This window comes from Staphylococcus sp. ZWU0021 (genome assembly GCF_000798895.1).
GTDB lineage: Bacteria > Bacillota > Bacilli > Staphylococcales > Staphylococcaceae > Staphylococcus > Staphylococcus saprophyticus.
The window spans coordinates 465098-487655 of the sequence record NZ_JTLN01000027.1; the positions used below are offsets into that span (position 1 = coordinate 465098).

Here is a 22558-nt window from a genome sequence, read left to right on the forward strand (position 1 = left end):
TTTTTATAGATAAAATTAGTGAAATCTACTCAAAATATTTACTTAGTATACATTTTAGCAACCCCATATAAATAAATATACAGACAAATACATAAAAAATTAATTCATTCTATTTTTATTGTGATTTACAATTTTTTCTAAATAATATTTTTGCAGTTCTAAATCACCTAACCTTGAAGCTTCCCGCAACTTTTGATTAAGCGATTCAATCGTTTCTTCATTTCTATTAGATGTCAGTGTATTTATATAATCGTCAATCTCATATTCATAAGGTTCTTCATTTATCATATAATTATCTAATGATATAAATGCTTCTTTGATTTCATTGATATCGATATACTGTAACACATCACTAATATTAAACGTATCATTTTCAGAGTAAAACTCATGTAAAACATTAAATATACGCTTAAAATATTGATTTGTAAAGTCCTCTGTTTGAAGTAATTTATGATAATTCAAGAAAGTGTCTTTATCGTTCATAAAATGTTTTAATAAAGCACGTTCTGCTTTTTCATGTTTGCTCAAATTATTAAATTCAGGAACAGTGGGTATTTGATAATTGTGTGGCTGATAATAATCTTGTTGCTGTCCTACTTCATTATTTAGACTATCCAAGCTAACTTTAAACAATTCAGATACTTCTTGCAATATTTTTTTGCGTAAAATCGTTGATTGCATAAATGAAATATCATTAGTTATCTCTTTTAAATATCTTTCATATGCTAGATCATTGTTTTCTATTTCGTCTTGATGAGTGTGAATTTTGTAAATGATGAAGGACTTCTTCTCATGTTCAACATAATAATTAAAAGCGTCTGCGCCATGTTTACCAATATATTCATCAGGGTCCATATTTTTAGGAAGTTGTACTACAAAGACGTTAAAGCCTTGTTGTAATAGAGCCTGTCCTGATTTCAAAGTAGCTTCAGTACCCGCAAAATCACCGTCGAACATCAAAGTGACATTTGTTGTTAATTTCTTTATAAAGGCAATATGTTCATTTGAAATCTGTGTACCCATACTAGCAACAACTTGTTTCAATCCTGCTTGATCTGATTTGATTACATCCATAAAGCCTTCTAATAAAATAATTTCATCATTTTTACGTATTGATTTTCTTGCTTTATCTACATTGTAAAGTAATCTTCGCTTTTGAAATATGGGTGTTTCTGGACTATTTAAATATTTTGGCTCTTGATTTGTATATGTTCTACCAGAATAACCAACAGTTCTTCCTTGTGCATTATTTAATGGAAACATGATACGATCACGAAATCGATCATAATAACTAAAATTCTCTTCATTTCGTGACAACAAACCAGATTCATAAGCTAGTTCAATGTCATATTCTTTTTTCTTTAAAAAATCATGACAGAAATGCGCATTATTAGGTGCATAACCAATTTTTCTTGCATCTATTAATTCATCTGTAAAACCACGTTCTTTTAAATAATTTAATGCCGCTTCACCTTCAACAGTTTTCTTCAGTGCGTAATGGTAATAATCTTGCATTAATTCATGCATTTCAATCATTTTTAAATCATCTGAAGCGACTTGATGCCCATTGTCTTGATTAGCATAACTTTGATCGGTTTCAACTTTAATATTTACACGTTCACCTAATTCTTTTACTGCTTCTGTAAATGGGATATCTTTAATTTCTTGTGTGAATTGAAAAACATTACCACCTTTTTTACAACCGAAGCAGTGACAAATTTGTTTATCTTCAGAAACTGTAAATGAGGGTGTTTTTTCATCATGAAAAGGACACAAACCTATATAATTGCGTCCTCTCTTCTCTAACTTCACATACTCACTAACTAAATCAAGTATATCCGTTTTATCTTTTATTTCATTTATCGTGGATTGATCGATTCTCAATATTATCACCTATTAAACATTAGTCATACTATTATAATTGTTTTCGTTAATTTTTGAAATTATTTTGCTCAATAAGACTGATAATATCATTTGCTGTTTCTTCAATAGCCTTATCTGAAACATCAATTATAGGACAACCAATTTTATCAACTAATTCATGGAAATAATTCAGCTCTTCTTCTATGCGTTGTTCAGTAGCATATCTTGCACTTTCACCTAAGCCAAGTTGTCTGAGTCTTTCTTTACGAATTCTATTTAATTTTTCTTCACTAATTTTTAAAGCGATACATTTAGAAGAATCTATATTAAATAAATCATCTGGAGGTGTTACTTCAGGTACGATTGGAATATTCATAACTTTGTAACTTTTATGTGCTAGATATTGTGATAACGGCGTCTTAGACGTTCTTGAAATCCCTAACAATACAATGTCAGCCTTGAATAAACCTTTTGGATCTTTACCATCGTCATATTTAACTGCAAATTCAATTGCATCAATTTTTTTGAAATAAGCTTCATCTAGTTGATGGACTAAACCTGGTTCAAAATACGGCTTTTCATCTATTTGATCTAATAAAATATTCATTAGTGGCCCCATAATATCCACTGCTTTAATTTTAAATTCTGCTAATTTCGCTTCCATGTATTTTCTAATTTCTGGTTTAACTAGTGTATATACCACTATCGCTTCGGTATCTTTTGCTACTGAAATCACTTCATCCACATTTTCTAGTGCTTCTATATAGGGATACCTACTTATTTCACTTTCACATTGTTTAGGATTAAATTGTGAAATGCAAGCTCTTGCTACAAGTTCGGCTGTTTCACCTACTGAGTCGGATGCCACGATTATTTGAATATTTTTCATTTACTTAAAACCACCTATTCATTTAGTAAGGATACAAAGATTTTAGTGATCGTAGTTTTAGAAATACGACCTTTAACTTCATATTTATCATTATCTTTCTTTACTACAATTGGTAATGAATCAATTTCTTTTTCGATCATAAGATTTGCTGCATGTATGACTTTCTCACCTTCAAGTACAAAACTCAAATTCGGCATTCGTGTCATAATAATATTAACTGGCATTGTATGTATATCATCACCAATCATAGAAGCTCTCAGTAAATCTTTACGAGAACAAACACCCATAAAGTCACCATCACTATTAATAACAAACAATGTGCTGACATCTTCTAAAAATATGGTGCAAATTGCATCATAAACTGACGTCTCACTTTTAACGACGACAGGGTGAGACGCATAATCTTTCACAACATATTGCTTCAATTCATCCGCAATTAATTTATTCTGAGGTTTGCCAGAATAATAATAACCTACACGTGGTCGAGCTTCTAATATGCCAGACATTGTTAATATGGCTAAATCCGGTCGCAATGTAGCTCTAGTCAAGCTCAGACGATCAGCAATATGTTCTCCTGTAATAGGCCCATTACTCTTTACTATTTCAATTATTTGTTGTTGCCTTTTACTTAGTTCTATAACACTCACCCCTTTATTCATTCTTCTTAATTATACATTGAATTTTTAATTGCTACAAATACATATATTTACTTGCTTATAAACTATCAATACATTAAAATTAGACTTAAAGCGAGTTAAGGATGGTGAAAGCTTAACAAGTAACAATGGCTAAAATTAAATGATAGTTAAAAGCGAGTGTACACACTAATTTGGGTGGAACCGCGGGTTAACATGAATCTAGTAAATAAACACATATATTACATATGTGATTAAAAAGATTAACTCGTCCCAAGATATAGATTAAACTTTTTGGCTTATTCTGTGTCTTGGGGCGTTTTTATGTAAAAAAGGAGAGTTATATTTAATGACAAAAGATATGGAAACAATCGTCTCATTAGCAAAACATAGAGGTTTTGTATTCCCTGGTAGTGACATTTATGGTGGTCTATCAAATACATGGGACTACGGCCCACTTGGTGTCGAATTAAAAAATAATGTTAAAAAGGCATGGTGGCAAAAATTCATTACACAATCACCATATAATGTTGGTATTGATGCTGCAATTTTAATGAACCCTAAAACTTGGGAAGCATCAGGTCATTTAGGTAATTTTAATGATCCGATGATCGATAACAAAGATAGTAAAATTCGTTATCGTGCAGATAAAATCATTGAAGACTACATGTTAAATGAAAAAGGTGACGAAAACTTTGTCGCTGACGGTTTAAGCTTTGATGAAATGAAACGCATTATTGATGAAGAAGGTATCGTTTGTCCTGTAAGTGGCACAGCGAATTGGACTGATATTCGTCAATTCAACCTTATGTTTAAGACTTTCCAAGGGGTTACTGAAGATTCTACTAACGAAATTTTCCTACGCCCTGAAACTGCACAAGGTATTTTTGTTAACTATAAAAATGTACAACGTACTATGCGTAAAAAATTACCTTTTGGTATAGGACAAATCGGTAAATCATTCCGTAATGAAATTACGCCTGGTAACTTTATCTTTAGAACACGTGAATTCGAACAAATGGAATTGGAATTCTTCTGTAAACCTGGTGAAGAAATTGAATGGCAAAATTATTGGAAAACATTCGCGAGTCAATGGCTTAAAGATTTAAATTTAAGCGAAGAAGCAACGCGTTTACGTGATCACGATGCAGATGAATTGTCTCACTATTCAAATGCGACTACTGATATCGAATATCGTTTCCCATTTGGTTGGGGTGAACTTTGGGGTATCGCGAGTCGTACGGATTTTGACTTGAAAAAACATAGTGAACATTCTGGTGAAGATTTCCAATATCACGATCAAGAAACAGGAGAAAAATATATCCCTTACTGTATAGAGCCTTCATTAGGTGCTGACCGTGTTACTTTAGCATTTTTATGTGATGCTTATGATGAAGAAGGAGTCGAAGGAAGCAAAGATTCAAGAACAGTACTTCACTTCCACCCTGCACTTGCACCATATAAAGCAGCTGTATTACCATTAAGTAAAAAATTATCAGGCGATGCAATTAAAGTGTTCGAAGAATTAAGCGCTGATTTTGCAATTGATTTTGATGAATCACAATCAATTGGTAAACGTTACCGTCGTCAAGATGAAATTGGAACACCATACTGTATCACTTTTGATTTTGATTCTTTAGAAGATGAAAAGGTTACAGTTCGTGACCGTGATACAATGGAGCAAGTTCGTATGCCAATCACTGAATTAAAATCATTCTTAGCTGAAAAAGTTAAATTTTAATTTTAAGAATGATATATTCAAAATCAAATAAAACTTAAATAGCAATTTAAATATTTATGGGACAAGAAACTAAGATTATTTCATTGTAATGGATTAATTTTTCTTGTCCCATTTTTTTATATAAAAAAAACAAACCTATGGTCTGGGCCAATAGGTTTGAATATAAATAATTATTATAAGTTATCTAATCGATATAATTGATTAATTAGTTTTTGACTTTTGAAATACATACCCGCATACTCTTTATACAATAAGATAACAAGTTCTGACATTTCATCGACAATTGTTTCGTGTATGCTCAATGAACTCATTTGATTAATTGGTAACTTCTGAAGGATATCTAATAAATACAACGTTTTGTTTGATAACTGAAATGCGTGTGTATCTTTATATGCAACATTTTCAGAAATTGCACCATCATATTTAAAACTATAACCGACTAATTTTGATTGATCTTCACTTTGAGTTATCACACATCTGTCAAATACTGCATTAAATCCAAATTTTGTCATACATTTTAACAATACAACAACTGACATGAGTTGTGCTGAAATCCCCTGCCTAATCTTATCTAATACAAAATGCAATAATTCGTAACTATTTTTAGAGATTTCATCTGTTTCCATGGAACGGTCGATCGTTTCAGTACACAAACTTGCATAGCTACTTTCATATATATCTAGTCGCAGATGGTAATTTTGGTCAATGACATCAACTGAACTTAAGGTGCCCATACCTTTCCACTTTGAATAAATAAACAAGCCATACACAAATAATTGCGTATTAGCCTGCAAGCCGCTCTTACTTTTCTTGGCTCTTCTTACCATAAGTGGGACTTTAGCACCATATTCATTTAAGATAGTTATAATTTTATCGGATTCGCCATAATCAATGGTTTTTATAATAATCCCTTTTTGTTTGATTAACACACGAATTCACCGACTTTCAACTTTAACTTAATCTCTATCTTCTAAATAACCCATTTGGCGAATGAAATTAACTTTATTTCGCCAGTCTTTTTGTACTTTAACCCATAGTTCCAAGTAAACTTTCGAGCCTAATAAACGCTCTATATCTTGACGCGCACGTTTACCAACCTCTTTTAATTTTTTACCGCCTTTACCAATGACAATCCCTTTTTGAGAATCTCTTTCTACGTAAATAGTAGCTTCAATTCTCACTCTATCTTCATCTTCTTTAATCATACGGTCTACATTAACACCAATCGCATGAGGAATTTCTTCACTTGTTAAATGTAAAATTTTCTCTCTTATCAGTTCTCCAACAACAAATTGTTCTGGATGATCTGATATTTGATCATCAGGATAATATTTAGGGCCTTCTGGTAAATATGATTTTATAACATTAATAAAATGATCTACATTTAAGCCTTCAAGTGCAGAAATAGGTACGATTTCTGTAAAATCCATATATTTTTTATATTTTTCAATTCTAGGCATTAATTCATCGGGATGAACCAAGTCAATCTTATTTAACACTAAAAATACTGGCGTTTTGATTGTTTTTAGCATATCCATAATATATTCGTCGCCTCTACCAATATCCTCATTGACGTTTACCATAAACATAATGGCATCTATTTCAGATAGTGTATTCGTCGCAACGCGCATCATATAATCTCCTAATTTGTGCTTAGGTTTATGAATACCTGGTGTATCTAGGAAAATAATTTGCGCATCTTTTTGTGTCATGACACCTTGAATTTTGTTTCTAGTTGTTTGTGCTTTATCGGACATTATCGCAATCTTATGTCCTATTACACGATTTACAAAGGTTGATTTACCAACATTGGGTCTACCAATGATAGATATAAAGCCTGATTTGTGTTCTGTCATTAATTTAAATCCTTTCCTGAAAATCCTAAAGGCAATAACTCGCCTACTGATAATTCTGTCATATCACCTTTATGATTGGTCATATAAACTGGCATTTCGTCATCACAAAGCTCTTTCATTACTTGTCGACATGCGCCACATGGTGAGGACGGTTCATCTGCATCTACAGTTACAGTAATTGATTCAAAATCTCCTGGGCGGTATCCATCAGCAATTGCCGCAACTAAACTTGATCTTTCAGCACAAATCGCCATTGGATAAGCTGCATTTTCAACATTACCACCGTAATAAGCTTTGCCATCTTTCGTTCTTAAATACGCACCAACTTTAAAATTACTGTAGGGTGCGTACGCATTTGCCTGTGCTTTTCTTACTTCTGAAAAATAATGTGGTTGGTATGCCATTGCTTCATCTCTCCTGTTCAATATTCAACACCATGGAAATGGGTGTATAACTATATTTTATTAAAAGCTTTATTCATTAAGTATAAACAACTTTTGTGAATTTGCACTATTATTTAAAAATATACGGTAAAAAAACAATCAGCCCAATTAAGACAGCTATAATAGCCGCAATAATCACGCTAAAAGCAGCAACGTCTTTCGCTTTCTTAGCTAAAATATGATAATCCGTTGTTACCAAATCGACTACATATTCAATAGCTGTGTTTATCGTTTCAAATGCTAGCACAAGTCCAATCGCTAACAATATAAAAAGCCATTCCACTTTTGTAATATGAAATATAAATCCACAAACAATGACTATCAAACCAAAAATAAGATGAAGTAAGAAATTCTTATCTTTTTTTAATAAAACTATCATGCCTTGAAATGCATATTTAAATCTATCCATACGCGCCTCTAATCTCTAGTTAAGCCGTATGCATTAAGAATTTGATCTTGGCGTCCGAACATTTGTTTCTCATCTTGCTCATTCATATGATCATAACCTAATAAATGTAAAAAGCCGTGTAATGCAAGGAAGCCCAATTCTCTTTCAAATGAATGTCCGTACGAGTCTGCTTGTTCTTGAGCAACATCAGTACAAATAATAATATCGCCTAAAACTCTCGGCATTTCTATACCAGTTATTTCAGGTTCATCTTCCTCTAATGCAAAAGATATAACATCTGTGACTTTGTCTTTATCTCGATACATTTTATTAATTTCTTGAATCTCATCTTTATCTACAAAAGTAACTGACAATTCAGCCTCTTCTTCGATATTTTCTTGTTCCTTTGCAAACGTTAGCAGCTTGTCAATTTGTGTAAACCAATCCTCTTTCACTAAATTAGTATGGTCACTAAAATCTATCGTAAACATTTATTCATCTCCCTCATAACGATCAATAATTTTACTTACTAATGGATGACGTACCACATCTGTTTGGTCTAAATGATGAATACTTAAACCTTTAACGTTTTCTAATTTTTTAATCGCTTCTTTCAAACCACTCTTTACACCTTTTGGTAAATCTACTTGTGTTTTGTCACCAGTGACTACCATTTTTGATCCAAATCCTAATCTAGTTAAGAACATTTTCATTTGTGCATGTGTAGTATTTTGAGCTTCATCTAAAATGACAAACGCATCATCTAATGTTCTACCTCTCATATAAGCTAATGGGGCAACTTCAATGATACCTCTTTCTATAAATCTAGCAGTTTGTTCTCTACCTAAAACAGTATTTAACCCGTCATAAAGCGGTCTTAGATAAGGATCTACTTTTTCTTTTAAATCTCCTGGTAGAAATCCTAAAGATTCGCCAGCTTCAACTGCAGGTCTTGTCAAAACAATGCGTTTTACTGACCCTTTACGTAACTGTTTAGCAGCATAGACTACAGCTAAAAATGTTTTACCTGTACCAGCTGGTCCCACACCAAAAACTAAATCATTATGGTGCATCGCATTTACGTATAAACGTTGTCCCATTGTTTTAGCACGAATCGTCTTGCCAAATGCATCTTTAGTAATTTCATCTTCATATAAATCTAATAAGTATTGAATCGTACCATTTTGTGCCATTTTCACTGCTGCTTCAACATCTTTAATCGATATTGTTACACCTTGTTGTATGACTTTTAATAAATTAATTAGTACGGATTCCGCTTTTTCAACATGCTCAACTTGCTCTCCTTTTACAGCAATTTCTTGACCACGAGCATGTATAATGACATCAAATCCTTCCTCAATTGATTTAAGGTGTTCATCATTATTACCAATGAGTGCTTGCGCTTCATTGATGTCATTTATTTGAATAATTCCAGGCATATAGGTGCTCCTTTACAAGTATATTCGTTTCTTTTATTTTATCCTATTAGATTTTAAGTTACAAAATGATTGTTAACAAATAAATAATCAGCTTGTATAAAAATATACAATTACTGTTTAAAACTATTGATTATACATCTCTATTATATCACGAATACTCAATATATTATTTTAAAGTGAATTGAATAGGACAGAATTTCATTAATTTTAACAGAAGATTTACATTCTATCTAATTTTATAATAAAACGAAAGCTTTATAATGTATAAATATGATTGTGATAATCAGATAAATAAAAGTTCTTACTACGATTATAATATTAAAAACGCCTTATAACATCAAATTACATTGATTTATAAGGCGTTAACTTAAAACATTATATTATAATTGTTTCGGTCTTTCTAATACTTCTGACCAAATAATACCATTAACAACTTCGTCCTCAGCAAACCTGAATTGTTCATTTGTAGCTGTTCCTTGTATCGCATGAGCATTCATAAGTTGTTTTAAACGAAAACGCTTTGTTCTTTCTGATAAATATTTATCAGCTATAATTGCACGTGCTTTTCGTTCAGTTCGTTGCAACTTCTTCTCAGTTTCGCGATCAATTTCACTACGTACATCTTGCATTTGTCCTATTAAATCGGATTCTAATTCTTGTTGTAATTTATCATCTTGCTGTTGTTGTGAACGTTTTGCTTTTTCAGCTTCAGTTTCATTATCCGTTCTCATCGTTCTTGATGAGCGCTCAGGACTCGGTGTTTCCATTTTTTCTGCACGTGTTTCAACCGGTTCTGCTTGTGTCTTAGTAGGTTGAGGAGCGCGTGGTTTTTCACGTTCTTGCGACATAGGGTCTTCATTTAATTGTTTCTCTATTTCTTTAAATGTTTTTCCTATTTCATCAAAAAAGCCACGTTTCTGTGGTTCTCCTCCATGGTCATTTGACCGTTTGTTGACTGGTGGTTTTTGGTTTTGTCTTTCTTTATGGCTATTATCACTAATAGCACCAATTATTGTCACAATCACAGATATTACAAAGATAATAATACCTATACTCATTTAATCACCCCTAATTATTTATCCGGTGATTCATCATCTTTTTGATTCGTACGTTGATTAATAGAATTTCTCATGCCTGTGTCAGCTTCAACATTTTTTAAATTGTAATAATCTTTTACGCCTAAGTTGCCAGAACGTAAAGCTTCAGCCATAGCCAATGGTACTTCTGCTTCTGCTTCAACCACTTTAGAACGCATTTCTTGTACTTTTGCTTTCATTTCTTGTTCTTGAGCTACAGCCATCGCACGACGTTCTTCTGCTTTAGCTTGTGCAATATTCTTGTCTGCAAGCGCTTGTTCAGTTTGTAAATCTGCACCAATATTTTTGCTAATATCAACATCAGCAATATCAATTGATAAAATTTCAAATGCTGTACCAGAATCTAATCCTTTACTTAAAACAGTTTTAGAAATATTATCTGGATTTTCAAGAACTTGTGTATGGTGTTCACTTGAACCTATTGTTGAAACAATACCTTCACCAACACGTGCGATAATTGTTTCTTCACCTGCACCACCAACTAAGCGAGCAATGTTGGCACGAACTGTAATACGTGCTTTTGCTTTAACTTCGATACCATTCATTGCTACACCAGCAATAAATGGTGTTTCAATGACTTTAGGATTAACTGACATTTGTACAGCTTCTAATACGTCACGACCCGCTAAATCTATAGCAGCCCCACGTTCGAATGGTAAGTTGATATCAGCTCTTTGCGCTGCAATATTAGCATCAACAACGCGATCAACATTACCTCCAGCTAAATAATGCGATTCAAGTTGATTTGTAGTTAAATGCAATCCAGCTTTGTGCGCTTTAATTAGCGGTGAAATCACTTTACGTGGAGATACTCTACGTAATCTCATACCTACTAAAGTACCGATGCCTACTTTAACACCAGCAGCAATTGCTGAAATCCATAATCCTACTGGAACAAATGAAAATAGCAACAACAATGCTACTAATACAATAACGACGATTATAATTAATCCGATCATACTTTCTCTCCTTTATGATTCGATTTCTCTTACAACAACACGTGTACCTTCAACTTCTAAGATGGTAACCTGTTTATTCCTTAAAATAAATGAACCATCTGAAACAGCATCGATTCTTTCATTATTTAATGTAATAATCCCTGCTGGTCTTAAGTCCGTTGATGTTGTTGCAGTTTTTCCAACTAAATGAGAGCGATCTTCATGTGAAGTGTAACCTGCCTCTGCATTTGTAGAATCTTTCAGTACAACTTTGTCTAAAAATGGAATTTTGCGTTTAAATCCTTTCACAAGTATCACCCACTCAATAATAGATAAGATTAATGCAAAGACAACATTAGCAATCATGAAGATTAAATTGTCTCCTAAAGTAATAATACTGAAAATAATAAAACCCATACCAATGATGCCAATAACCGCACCGACAACAAATAATTCAATGATAACTAATATGACTCCTACTCCAAAAAGTATCACAGAATAGAAATTAACGTCGCCTTTCACAAAAAATCCTAAGAAAAATATCAATAACGCTATCGTTGATATGATACCAACAACATTAATCTTATTAGAATATAATTGATATAGAAAACCAAGAAAGATAATACATGTTAAAATCAAAGCGCCAATTGGATGTACTATAAAGTTAGCTATATTATCAATCCAATTTCCATCCTCGACTAAATTGGAAGGAAAAATTGTATGTAAACTACTTGAAAGAATCACTCTATCACCTCGCTCTCAATTTGATTATACATGAAACTAATATGCGATTATACCGTTTACACTATAAAAAACTATTATCTTCAAAGAAATTTTCATTATTACTTTTTGCTTTAATAATGGTTAAGTACTACATGCTATGTATAATAAAAAATATGTTGATTTAAAAAGTACAATGGTTTTTTATAAAAAAATAATAGCCTTAGCTGTATATAACAACTAAGGCTATTATGGTTTATAATTAATGTTGGTGTTGAGGGAGTCAACGAAACTATTAATTATTTGAATTTACGTTTACGTGCAGCTTCTGATTTCTTTTTACGTTTAACGCTAGGTTTTTCGTAAAATTCACGTTTACGTACTTCTTGAATAGTACCGCTTTTAGAAACTGTACGTTTGAAACGACGTAACGCATCTTCAAGTGATTCGTTCTTTTTGACTACTGTTTTAGACATGTGTATTTCCCTCCCTCCAAATATCAACGAAACTTTATTATCAATACACGGTATGAACCATGTATAATCTAGTATAATATATCTGATTAATGTGGTCAATTACTAAAATTCAGATTTTGTTATTTTGAATAAATTCTATTAATACATGATTAAATTTATCCGGTTATGGATTTTTATCGTTGTATCATCTTATTCTTTATAATTCATATAACACGCTATTAGCACACATCAATACATTAAACTAATTGTGTAAATCCTTTTCGAAACTCAAAGCACTTAAAACATATAAAGGTGCTGTTTCAGCCCTTAAAATTCTAGGACCTAAGCCAATTTGGTAACCAACATCTTGTAACAGTGAGACTTCATCCTCATCAAGGCCACCTTCAGGTCCAAATATAATTAATACTTTATCATTTGGTTTAAATTGTTGAACTAACGATTTAAATTGACTTACTTCACCACTTTTAGCGGCATCCTCATAGGCAATTAGAATATAATCATACGTTTTGGTACTTTTAAGTACATCGTTTAATGTTGCTTGATATTGAATCGTTGGAATAGCTAATCTATAACTTTGTTCTGCAGCTTCTTTGATAATCTTCTGCCAACGCTCTAATTTCTTTGCAATTTTATTTTCTGTAAGCTTGACAACAGAACGTTTCATACCTACAGCAATAAATTCACTTGCACCTAATTCCGTTGACTTTTGTAGCATCCATTCATATTTGTCAGACTTGATTAGTCCACTACATATCGTTACATTTTGTGGTAATTCTGTATCCACATCAATACGTTCTTCTAACGAAACCATGATACCTTCTGCACCAATATTAACAAGTTTACATTTATAAACATAATGATCAGCAAATGTAATAATGATATAATCATCAACTTGATGTCTCATGACGTTTGAAATATGATGTATATCACCTTGATCAGTTATACAAAAACGCTGATTTACATCAGCGTTTTGATCTATAAAATATCTTTGCATGTCAATCGCTCACTTTCTGTCCGACGATACAAACCCAACTATTGTCATGGTTAATAGAAACTATTTCAAATCCACTGCGTTTCATATGTTCAACAATAGCCTCGTGTTTTTCTTCTATAATACCAGAAGTTATAAAATAACCGTCTTTATTAAGTGTATTATAAGCATCATCTATCATTTCTTCAATAATATGAGCTAAAATATTAGCGATAACAACATCAAATTTTTCAGTTTCTTCTTTTAATAAATTACCTGGGACTGCTTCAATAGCATATTCACAGTTGTTTTTTTGAAAGTTTTCTTTAGCTACTCTAACAGCCATTTCATCTACATCAAGTGCTTTTATACGTTTAACGCCTAACAAATGTGCTGCAATGCTCAGTATACCTGAGCCTGTGCCGACATCTATAACTGAATCACTAGACTTAACATATGCTTCAATTGCTTTTAGACACATACTCGTTGTCGGATGATCACCTGTTCCAAATGCCATACCTGGATCTAACTCAATGCATAATTCACTATCATCTTCCTGTTGGTATGTTTCCCAACTCGGAACAATTGTGAATTTTTCAGATGCGCGAAATGGATGAAAGTAATGCTTCCACTCATTCTCCCAATCTTGCTCTCTAATTGTTTGCTCATCAAAGCTAAACAAATCTAAATCAAGACTTTCAATGTCTTTTAATGATTGAATTAATTTTTCTTGAAAATCTTTTGTATACTTAATTTCATTAAAATATGCTTTAACTCTCACACCTTGTGTAGGATAATCTTCTGCATTTAATGCATATATTTCACCATACTTATCTTCGAAATCATGTGTTAAATCTTCTGAATCTTCTATAACAACACCATTAGAGCCATAATCTTCGAGTAAATTGGTTATGATTGGTGATACCTCATGGTTAGCAACGATTGCAACTTCAGTCCAGTTCATAAGTTATTCTCCTTTGAAGAATCTTTTTGCTTTATCTCTAAAATTTGATGGCTGCTCAGAAAGCTCCTCGCCATCTATTTCAGCAAATTCTCTAAGTAATTCTTTTTGGCGATCGCTAATTTTTGTAGGCGTAACTACATTGATGTTAATAAATAAATCGCCATAACCGTAACCATGAACATTTTTAATGCCTTTTTCTTTCAGACGGAATTGTTTTTCAGTTTGTGTACCGGCAGGAATTGTTAGCATGACACTACCTTTAAGCGTTGGTACTTTAACTTCATCACCTAAAGTGGCTTGAGCAATACTGATATCTAATGAATAGTAAATATCATCGCCGTCTCTTTCAAATTTTTCAGATGGTTTGACTCTAAACACAATATATAAATCACCTTGAGGCCCACCGTTTTCTCCTGGAGCACCTTCACCAGCTAATCTAATTTGTTGTTCATTGTCTACACCTTCAGGAATCGTCACACTAATTTTAACATTTTTATTTTCAGTACCTTTACCATGACAAGTTGGACAAGGTTCTTCAAATTCTTGGCCTGAACCACTACATACTGGACATACTTTTTCAGTTCTTACTCTACCAAGAATAGTATTTTGTTCAACTGAAACATGACCAGAACCATTACAGTAATGACAAGTTTTTTTCTTAGTTCCTGGTTTAGCACCTTCACCATCACATGTGTGACAAGCAACATCTTTGCGAATAGAAATTTCTTTTTCGCTACCAAAAACAGCTTCATCAAATGTGACAGTCATCGTATATTGTAAATCGTCACCTTTTCTTGGGGCATTTGGATCTCGTTGCTGTCTGCCACCACCAAAGAATGAACTAAAGATATCTTCGAATCCGCCACCGCCGAATCCACTAAAGTCTTGGCCACCGAATCCTTGGCCGCCAAAGCCACCTTGTGGTCCATCGTGTCCGAATTGGTCATAATTTGCACGTTTATTTTCGTCACTTAATACTTCATATGCTTCTGAGATTTCTTTAAACTTCTCATCAGCACCCTCTTCTTTATTTATATCTGGATGGTATTGTTTTGATAATTTACGATAAGCCTTTTTAATTTCATCTTTAGAAGCGCTTTTGCTAACACCTAAAACTTCATAATAATCTCTTTTGGCCACTCATACCTCTCCTTTCACGGTTTTATTAAATCTATTATAAAAAGGAAAAAGTCAAAGCCAATGTTCAATTGACTTTGACTTAATTTGGCTAAGCAATTGTGTCATATATTTCTGTTAATAACAATTATTTAGTCAATGACTCGACTTATTTTTGGTTATCTTGGTTGTCATCATCTTTAACTTCTTTGAAATCAGCGTCTTCAACATTACTATCTTGAGAAGCATTTGCATCTTCACCTTGAGCTTGTTGTTGAGCTTGAGCTGCTTGTTCATAAACTTTTGTAGACAAGTCTTGAACTACTTTTTCTAAGTCTTCTTTTTTAGCTTTGATATCATCAATATCTTCGCCTTCTAGTGCTGATTTAAGTGCTTCTTTTTTGTCTTCAGCATTTTGTTTATCTTCTTCGCTGATGTTTTCACCTAAATCAGTAATTGTTTTTTCAACTTGGAATACTAAGCTATCTGCTTCGTTTCTCAAGTCACTTTCTTCGCGACGTTTTTTATCTGCTTCAGCATTTTCTTCAGCGTCTTTAACCATACGATCAATTTCGTCGTCTGAAAGTGCAGAGCTAGATTGAATTGTAATATTTTGTTCTTTGTTTGTACCTAAATCTTTTGCAGTAACGTTCACAATACCGTTTTTGTCGATATCAAATGTCACTTCAATTTGAGGTACGCCACGTGGAGCTGCTGGAATATCAGTTAATTGGAATCTACCAAGTGTTTTGTTATCTGCAGCCATTGGGCGTTCACCTTGTAATACATGGATATCAACTGCAGGTTGGTTGTCTGCTGCTGTTGAATAAACTTGAGATTTAGATGTTGGGATTGTAGTATTTCTTTCGATAAGCGTATTCATACGTCCACCCATAATTTCAATACCTAATGATAATGGTGTTACGTCTAATAATACGACATCTTTAACATCACCAGTGATAACGCCACCTTGAATTGCTGCGCCCATTGCAACTACTTCATCTGGGTTCACACCTTTATGAGGATCTTTTCCAACTTCTTTTTTAACAGCTTCTTGAACTGCTGGGATTCTAGTAGAACCACCAACTAAGATAACTTCGTCAATGTCAGAACTTGATAAACCAGCATCTTTCATTGCTTGACGCGTAGGTTCCATAGTTCTTCTGATTAATGAATCTGCTAACTCTTCAAATTTAGAACGAGTTAAAGTTAATTCTAAGTGTAATGGACCATTCTCTCCTGCAGAGATAAATGGTAATGAAATTTGTGTTTGAGATACACCAGATAAATCTTTTTTAGCTTTTTCTGCAGCGTCTTTAAGACGTTGTAACGCCATTTTGTCTTTAGATAAATCTACACTGTTTTCTTTTTTGAATTCTGCAACTAAGTGATCAATAATTACTTGGTCAAAGTCATCCCCACCAAGTTTGTTGTCACCTGCTGTAGAAAGCACTTCAAATACACCGTCACCTAATTCAAGGATTGATACGTCAAAAGTACCGCCACCTAAGTCGAATACAAGTACTTTTTGATCTTGTTCAGTTTTGTCTAAACCATATGCTAAAGCAGCTGCTGTTGGCTCATTAATAATACGTTCAACTTCTAAGCCAGCAATTTTACCAGCATCTTTAGTAGCTTGACGTTCACTATCATTGAAATAAGCTGGAACAGTAATGACTGCTTTATCTACACTTTCACCTAAATAATCTTCAGCTGTACTTTTAAGATTTTGTAAAACCATTGCTGAAATTTCTTGTGGTGTATATGATTTTCCATCAACATCAACTTTATAATCAGTACCCATGTGACGTTTGATAGATTGTATTGTATTTGGGTTAGTAATTGCTTGGCGTTTTGCAACTTCACCTACTTGAGTTTCATCATTTTTGAATGCTACTACAGATGGTGTAGTTCTAGCGCCTTCAGGGTTTTGAATTACTTTTGGCTCATCGCCTTCTAAAATTGCAATACATGAATTTGTTGTACCTAAGTCAATACCTATTACTTTACTCATAAATAAATTCCTCCTGATATATTTAAAAATTTGGTGTTTTCAACAATAAAACGAATTATTGATTTACTTTAACCATTGAAGGTCTTAAAACTCTTTCTTTCAATTTGTATCCACTTTGTAGTTCTTGAGTGATTTGACCTGATTCGAAATCAGGATTGTCATCTTGAACTACTGCTTGATGTACATTCGGATCAAATTGTTGACCTTCTGTCTCAATTTTTTCTAAACCATTATTTTTTAATGCATTTAATAGACTTTCATGAACCATTTCTACACCTTTTTTAAGTGATTTAAATTGTTCATCTTCGCCATCTATTTGTAAAGCACGTTCAATGTTATCTATTGTTGGTAAAATATCATTTAGTACATCTTGTGCTTTATATGCTTTCATTGTTTGATTTTCTTTTTGAATTCTACGTTTATAGTTTTCAAACTCAGCGTATAATCTTAAATATTTTTCTTCATTTTCTTGAACATCTTTTTTTAATTGTTGAATTTCTTCATCTTTAGGATCTACGTATTCTGCAATTTCTTGTGAATCGTCCTCCTGCAGATTATCTTGTGATGTTTCTGTAGTTTCATCATTGTTTTCAACTGAATCGGTTTGTGAAGTTTCTTCATTAACTTCTTCATTTTCGTTGAAAGCTGATTCGTTTTGCTCTGTCATAGTCTGCCCTCCAATACAATTCTTAATTACCAAATCGTATTTAGTAATCGAATTACGTTCTGATAATTCATTGCTGTTGGTCCGATAACCGCAATTTGACCTTTCAGCCTATCATCAATATGATACTCACTTGTTACGATAGAAATATCACTTAAACTTGATTCAATTTCATGTCCAATTTTCACATTGATGGAAGTATTGGACATTTCATCAAGTAGTTGTGTGATTTTGTTCGATTCTATATACTGTAGAATCGGTTGAATAGATGATACGTTTGATTCATTCAACGCATCTATGAGTTTAACCTTTCCGCCCATAAAAATGCCATTACTTTGATTATCAAAATGAATATCAATCATATTTAGCATGTCTTTTATAAAATCTTTTTCAGTATCAGATTTTACAAAAGCATTTAATTCATTTTCAAAACGGTGGTTATTCCATTCATTATATTTAGCAGTAACAAAATTTGATATTTTGGTTAATTCGTCATTAGATAATGGTACTTCAGATGCTAAATGTAAATGTTCAACATGACCTGATGTAAACACAACCACCATAATAACCAAATAAGCATTTGCTCTAATCAAATGAATATTATTGATTATATCTTGTTTATGATTTGGACGCATTACCAGCGTTGTATATTGTGATGCAATTGAAAGTTCATTAGCAAAATCACTCAATGTAGAGGAAAGGTCATAATGATTTTCAATTACCAAATCTTTTAAACGCTGCATTTTAGTTTGTTGTTGATGAGATGTTTCTTGTAATAATTGATTCACATAATATCTGATACCTGATTCTGATGGATATCTTCCTGATGAAGTATGTGTTTTTTCTATTAGTTCGAGATCTTCTAATTGTTTCATCTCATTTCTAATAGTAGCAGGGCTAACATTTAATTTATGTCGTTCAATCAGTGTTTTAGAACCAATTGGCTGACCTAAATCAACATAATCTTCAACAATTGCATTTAATATGCTTAATTGTCTATCACTAATCATGTTTTCACCTCATTAGCACTCTTTTGTTTCAAGTGCTAATTATAATTTATCAAATTGGTCAAAGTAAGTCAATGTTAAAGCCTCGGTTTTTAATAAAAACTTATACATTTAGTAAAAAAGACTCAAATACAAGGTTTCCGATGACTTTCCCTCTCTCAGTCATTGAAATAAAGCCTTGGTTATCTACAATAAGTTCTCTTTTAAGTAAATCCTCAATTGTTGTGCCATATACTTCATCTATAGATAAATCAAACTTTTCTTTAAATCTAGCTTTATTGACACCTTGGTTCATTCTTAAACCTAAAAACATTTCTTCTTCCATTTGTTCATTTTTTGTTGGTCTCGTGGACTCTAACAAAGGTCTTTCATTGTTCTTTATTTTCTTTATATAGTGATTTACAGGATTAACGTTACTGTACCTTTCACCGTCAACATAGCCGCTTGCACCTGCGCCAAAGCCATAGTAACCTTCATTTTTCCAATAAACTTTATTATGCTCTGATTCGTGACCCATTTTTCCAAAATTAGAAATCTCATATTGATGTAACTCAGACCTTTGCATGCGTTCTAAAAGATATTCATACATTTCTTCCCCGATATCTTCATTAGGTATTTTCAATTTGCCTTTTTTATACATATTATAAAATTGAGTTTTAGGTTCTAAAATAAGACCATAACTAGAAATATGATCAATATCCATCGCCAATGCTTTTTCTAAACTATCTTTAAAATCATCGATGGTCTGTTTTGGTAAGTGATACATTAAATCTAAACTAATAGAAGGAATACCTACGGCTCTCGCATTTGTAACTGCTTGGTATATATCAGATGTATTATGTGTTCTTCCTAATATTTCAAGCAGCTCTGGTTTAAAAGTTTGAACGCCCATAGATAATCTATTCACACCAAAATCCTTTAATAATTGAACTTTTTCCAAAGTCAATTCATCTGGATTTGCTTCAAAACTAAATTCTCCTTTGATTTCGAAAATATCAGTAATAGCTTTAAGTAAACGTTTAAGTTGTTCATAACTAAGTGCCGTTGGCGTTCCTCCACCAACAAAAACAGTTTCTAACACCTTCGTTTTACTATATTGCATTTCTTTAATTAAACAATCTAAGTATTCATCAACTGGTTGGTTATGAATAAAATATTTATTGAAATCACAATACGTACATATTCTTACACAGAAGGGGATATGTATATATGCACTTTTCACTTCCATATTGTGTTCACCTACTTCCCTATTTAAAAACATGATGTTTCATAAAAAACTGGGGCATAAATCGTTCGGATTTAAGGCCCCAAGTTTAAAGTATTATTAATCTTCATCCATTTTGAGTACTGCAAGGAAAGCATCTTGTGGAATTTCTACATTTCCCACTGCTTTCATTTTGGCTTTACCCGCTTTTTGTTTTTCTAATAATTTTCTCTTACGTGTAATGTCTCCGCCATAACATTTAGACAATACATTTTTCCCCATAGATTTAATGTTTGTTCTCGCGACAATTTTTTGTCCTACAGCAGCTTGTACTGGTACTTCAAATTGTTGTCTTGGTATTAATGTTTTCAACTTATCGACAAGAGTTTTACCACGTTCGTATGCAAATTCTTTATGCACGATAAAGCTAAGAGCATCGACTTTTTCACCATTTAATAAAATATCCATCTTAACCAGGTCACTTTCTTTATTATCAATAAATTCATAATCAAAAGAAGCATAGCCTTTAGTATTAGATTTTAATTGATCGAAGAAATCAAATACTACTTCTGATAATGGAATTTCATAAATAATATTCACTCGAATATCATCCATGTATTCCATATTAATAAATTGACCACGTTTACGTTGACACAATTCCATTACAGCACCGACATAATCATTTGGTACCATCATAGTCGCACGTACAAACGGCTCATAAATGGTTTCTATTTTATCGCGATCTGGCATATTCGCTGGATTATCTACAGATACTTCCTCACCAGATTTTAATATACATTGGTAAATTACCGATGGCGCAGTTGCGATTAATTCAATGCCGAATTCACGTTCAATTCTTTCTTGAATAATTTCCATGTGTAACATACCTAAAAAACCAGTACGGTAGCCAAAACCTAATGCTTGAGAAGATTCTGGTTCAAATTCTAATGAGGCATCGTTTAATTGCAGCTTCTCTAAAGCTTCTCTTAAATCGTTATAGTCTTTGTTATCAATAGGGAATAATCCACAGAATACCATTGGATTCATTTTTTTATAACCTTGTAGTGGCGCTTCAGCAGGTCTCTCTGCATGCGTGATTGTATCACCTACACGGGAATCATCAACATTTTTAATACTAGCAATGATATAACCTACATCACCCACTGTTAATTCATCTACTGATAATTGTTTTGGGGTGTTAATACCTACTTCAGTTACTTCAAATTCTTTTCCAGTAGCCATCATTTTGATACGATCTCCAGCTTTAACAACGCCTTCCATAACACGTATGGATGAAATGACACCTCTATATGGATCATACTCAGAATCAAATATTAAAGCTTTTAAAGGTGCTTCTGGATCACCTTCAGGTGGTGGTACTACCTCAACTATTTTTTCCAATATATCTTCAATACCTATGTTTGATTTTGCACTTGCAAGTACGACATCCTCTTTATCAATACCAATAACGTCTTCAAGTTCTTGTTTAACGCGTTCTGGCTCAGCTGCAGGCAAATCAATTTTATTGATAACAGGTAGAAGCTCTAAATCATTATCCAGTGCTAAATAGACATTAGCTAGTGTTTGTGCCTCAATACCTTGTGCTGCGTCCACTACTAAAATAGCACCCTCACACGCTGCAAGTGATCTAGATACTTCATATGTAAAATCTACGTGTCCTGGTGTATCAATCAAATGGAACGTGTATGTTTCTCCATCCTTCGCTTCGTATTTCAATCGTACTGCGTTTAGTTTTATAGTAATACCGCGTTCTCTCTCTAAATCCATAGAATCTAGCAACTGTGATTGCATGTCTCTTGTTTCAACTGATTTAGTATTTTCTAAAATTCTATCAGCTAAAGTAGATTTACCATGGTCTATATGTGCGATAATAGAAAAGTTTCTTATATTTTTGCGTCGATTATAACGATCTTGTTTATCCATGTATTATCCTTCTCACTTTCATAATTCTAGCCCGTTTGTATGTATGACATTCTTTGATATAATAACGTTTTTACAAGTTAATTGCAAACTTGCAAAGCCATTAGTTTATAATAATTCAAAATATTAATTCACTTGTTAACACTTTATCAGAATATTTTATAGAATAAGTGTTTCATAACTTTATACATTA

General features: G+C 32.7%; 22 protein-coding genes. 1 reads left to right on the plus strand and 21 read right to left on the minus strand.

Going from position 1 to position 22558, the window contains the following annotated elements:
- Window positions 1-99 precede the first annotated feature (99 nt).
- From dnaG to L987_RS07680, 3 genes are read right to left on the minus strand one after another with little or no spacing between them, the layout of a single operon-like run.
- A complete protein-coding gene (gene dnaG / locus L987_RS07670) occupies window positions 100-1884 on the minus strand; it encodes a DNA primase (RefSeq protein ID WP_011303006.1) in 1785 nt (594 codons plus the stop codon).
- 46 nt (window positions 1885-1930) lie between these two features.
- The gene (locus L987_RS07675; RefSeq protein ID WP_011303005.1) at window positions 1931-2752 is read right to left on the minus strand and encodes a pyruvate, water dikinase regulatory protein; all 822 of its coding nucleotides are present in this window, start codon (window positions 2750-2752) and stop codon (window positions 1931-1933) included.
- 14 nt (window positions 2753-2766) lie between these two features.
- Entirely contained in the window at window positions 2767-3411 is a 645-nt protein-coding gene (locus tag L987_RS07680) for a helix-turn-helix transcriptional regulator (RefSeq protein ID WP_075345136.1), read from the minus strand.
- Window positions 3412-3736: 325 nt separating this feature from the next.
- On the opposite strand from L987_RS07680, the gene L987_RS07685 reads away from it, so the two are divergent.
- Entirely contained in the window at window positions 3737-5128 is a 1392-nt protein-coding gene (locus L987_RS07685; protein ID WP_002483167.1) for a glycine--tRNA ligase, read from the plus strand.
- Window positions 5129-5301: 173 nt separating this feature from the next.
- Here L987_RS07685 and recO read toward each other — a convergent pair whose 3' ends face one another.
- The 18 genes from recO to lepA form a co-directional block, all read right to left on the minus strand.
- Window positions 5302-6057, minus strand: a complete 756-nt coding sequence (gene recO / locus L987_RS07690; RefSeq protein WP_002483166.1) for a DNA repair protein RecO — start codon at window positions 6055-6057, stop codon at window positions 5302-5304.
- A gap of 27 nt (window positions 6058-6084) precedes the next feature.
- Window positions 6085-6984 carry a GTPase Era gene (gene era, locus L987_RS07695; RefSeq protein WP_047503921.1) on the minus strand — a complete coding sequence of 300 codons (900 nt, stop codon included), beginning with the start codon at window positions 6982-6984 and terminating at the stop codon, window positions 6085-6087.
- A complete protein-coding gene (cdd, locus tag L987_RS07700; protein ID WP_002483164.1) occupies window positions 6984-7388 on the minus strand; it encodes a cytidine deaminase in 405 nt (134 codons plus the stop codon). The genes era and cdd overlap by 1 nt, the downstream gene beginning before the upstream one ends.
- 109 nt (window positions 7389-7497) lie before the next feature.
- Complete coding sequence (locus L987_RS07705) at window positions 7498-7836, minus strand: diacylglycerol kinase family protein (protein ID WP_047503925.1); 339 nt, start codon at window positions 7834-7836, stop codon at window positions 7498-7500.
- 8 nt (window positions 7837-7844) lie between these two features.
- Window positions 7845-8306 (minus strand): rRNA maturation RNase YbeY, encoded by a 462-nt coding sequence (ybeY, locus tag L987_RS07710; protein ID WP_011302999.1) that lies wholly within the window; start codon window positions 8304-8306, stop codon window positions 7845-7847.
- Window positions 8307-9254: a PhoH family protein gene (locus L987_RS07715; protein WP_002483161.1), complete on the minus strand. Its 948-nt coding sequence runs from the start codon at window positions 9252-9254 to the stop codon at window positions 8307-8309.
- Window positions 9255-9634: 380 nt separating this feature from the next.
- Window positions 9635-10312 carry a hypothetical protein gene (locus L987_RS07720; protein WP_037538372.1) on the minus strand — a complete coding sequence of 226 codons (678 nt, stop codon included), beginning with the start codon at window positions 10310-10312 and terminating at the stop codon, window positions 9635-9637.
- Window positions 10313-10326: 14 nt separating this feature from the next.
- Entirely contained in the window at window positions 10327-11310 is a 984-nt protein-coding gene (floA, locus tag L987_RS07725) for a flotillin-like protein FloA (protein WP_011302997.1), read from the minus strand.
- Window positions 11311-11322: 12 nt separating this feature from the next.
- Window positions 11323-12033 (minus strand): NfeD family protein, encoded by a 711-nt coding sequence (locus L987_RS07730; protein WP_011302996.1) that lies wholly within the window; start codon window positions 12031-12033, stop codon window positions 11323-11325.
- 275 nt (window positions 12034-12308) lie between these two features.
- Window positions 12309-12485: a 30S ribosomal protein S21 gene (gene rpsU / locus L987_RS07735; RefSeq protein WP_002483157.1), complete on the minus strand. Its 177-nt coding sequence runs from the start codon at window positions 12483-12485 to the stop codon at window positions 12309-12311.
- A 241-nt stretch (window positions 12486-12726) separates the two neighbouring features.
- A complete protein-coding gene (locus L987_RS07740; protein ID WP_047503928.1) occupies window positions 12727-13479 on the minus strand; it encodes a 16S rRNA (uracil(1498)-N(3))-methyltransferase in 753 nt (250 codons plus the stop codon).
- A gap of 1 nt (window position 13480) precedes the next feature.
- Window positions 13481-14419 (minus strand): 50S ribosomal protein L11 methyltransferase, encoded by a 939-nt coding sequence (gene prmA, locus L987_RS07745; protein WP_011302994.1) that lies wholly within the window; start codon window positions 14417-14419, stop codon window positions 13481-13483.
- 3 nt (window positions 14420-14422) lie between these two features.
- Window positions 14423-15559 (minus strand): molecular chaperone DnaJ, encoded by a 1137-nt coding sequence (gene dnaJ / locus L987_RS07750; protein ID WP_011302993.1) that lies wholly within the window; start codon window positions 15557-15559, stop codon window positions 14423-14425.
- Between the two features lie 145 nt (window positions 15560-15704).
- Window positions 15705-17549: a molecular chaperone DnaK gene (gene dnaK, locus L987_RS07755; RefSeq protein ID WP_002483153.1), complete on the minus strand. Its 1845-nt coding sequence runs from the start codon at window positions 17547-17549 to the stop codon at window positions 15705-15707.
- A gap of 55 nt (window positions 17550-17604) precedes the next feature.
- The gene (gene grpE / locus L987_RS07760) at window positions 17605-18216 is read right to left on the minus strand and encodes a nucleotide exchange factor GrpE (RefSeq protein WP_047503931.1); all 612 of its coding nucleotides are present in this window, start codon (window positions 18214-18216) and stop codon (window positions 17605-17607) included.
- Between the two features lie 26 nt (window positions 18217-18242).
- Window positions 18243-19223 carry a heat-inducible transcriptional repressor HrcA gene (hrcA, locus tag L987_RS07765; RefSeq protein ID WP_011302992.1) on the minus strand — a complete coding sequence of 327 codons (981 nt, stop codon included), beginning with the start codon at window positions 19221-19223 and terminating at the stop codon, window positions 18243-18245.
- Window positions 19224-19323: 100 nt separating this feature from the next.
- Entirely contained in the window at window positions 19324-20448 is a 1125-nt protein-coding gene (hemW, locus tag L987_RS07770; protein ID WP_011302991.1) for a radical SAM family heme chaperone HemW, read from the minus strand.
- A 96-nt stretch (window positions 20449-20544) separates the two neighbouring features.
- Complete coding sequence (lepA, locus tag L987_RS07775) at window positions 20545-22368, minus strand: translation elongation factor 4 (protein ID WP_011302990.1); 1824 nt, start codon at window positions 22366-22368, stop codon at window positions 20545-20547.
- Window positions 22369-22558 lie beyond the last annotated feature (190 nt).

Coding starts and splice junctions, on each gene's coding strand:
- L987_RS07675 (WP_011303005.1), bottom strand. CDS start 2,752: ATGAAAAATATTCAAATAATCGTGGCATCCGACTCAGTAGGTGAAACA.
- L987_RS07680 (WP_075345136.1), bottom strand. CDS start 3,411: ATGAATAAAGGGGTGAGTGTTATAGAACTAAGTAAAAGGCAACAACAA.
- L987_RS07685 (WP_002483167.1), top strand. CDS start 3,737: ATGACAAAAGATATGGAAACAATCGTCTCATTAGCAAAACATAGAGGT.
- era (WP_047503921.1), bottom strand. CDS start 6,984: ATGACAGAACACAAATCAGGCTTTATATCTATCATTGGTAGACCCAAT.
- cdd (WP_002483164.1), bottom strand. CDS start 7,388: ATGGCATACCAACCACATTATTTTTCAGAAGTAAGAAAAGCACAGGCA.
- L987_RS07705 (WP_047503925.1), bottom strand. CDS start 7,836: ATGGATAGATTTAAATATGCATTTCAAGGCATGATAGTTTTATTAAAA.
- ybeY (WP_011302999.1), bottom strand. CDS start 8,306: ATGTTTACGATAGATTTTAGTGACCATACTAATTTAGTGAAAGAGGAT.
- L987_RS07715 (WP_002483161.1), bottom strand. CDS start 9,254: ATGCCTGGAATTATTCAAATAAATGACATCAATGAAGCGCAAGCACTC.
- L987_RS07720 (WP_037538372.1), bottom strand. CDS start 10,312: ATGAGTATAGGTATTATTATCTTTGTAATATCTGTGATTGTGACAATA.
- floA (WP_011302997.1), bottom strand. CDS start 11,310: ATGATCGGATTAATTATAATCGTCGTTATTGTATTAGTAGCATTGTTG.
- rpsU (WP_002483157.1), bottom strand. CDS start 12,485: ATGTCTAAAACAGTAGTCAAAAAGAACGAATCACTTGAAGATGCGTTA.
- L987_RS07740 (WP_047503928.1), bottom strand. CDS start 13,479: ATGCAAAGATATTTTATAGATCAAAACGCTGATGTAAATCAGCGTTTT.
- prmA (WP_011302994.1), bottom strand. CDS start 14,419: ATGAACTGGACTGAAGTTGCAATCGTTGCTAACCATGAGGTATCACCA.
- dnaK (WP_002483153.1), bottom strand. CDS start 17,549: ATGAGTAAAGTAATAGGTATTGACTTAGGTACAACAAATTCATGTATT.
- grpE (WP_047503931.1), bottom strand. CDS start 18,216: ATGACAGAGCAAAACGAATCAGCTTTCAACGAAAATGAAGAAGTTAAT.
- hrcA (WP_011302992.1), bottom strand. CDS start 19,223: ATGATTAGTGATAGACAATTAAGCATATTAAATGCAATTGTTGAAGAT.
- hemW (WP_011302991.1), bottom strand. CDS start 20,448: ATGGAAGTGAAAAGTGCATATATACATATCCCCTTCTGTGTAAGAATA.
- lepA (WP_011302990.1), bottom strand. CDS start 22,368: ATGGATAAACAAGATCGTTATAATCGACGCAAAAATATAAGAAACTTT.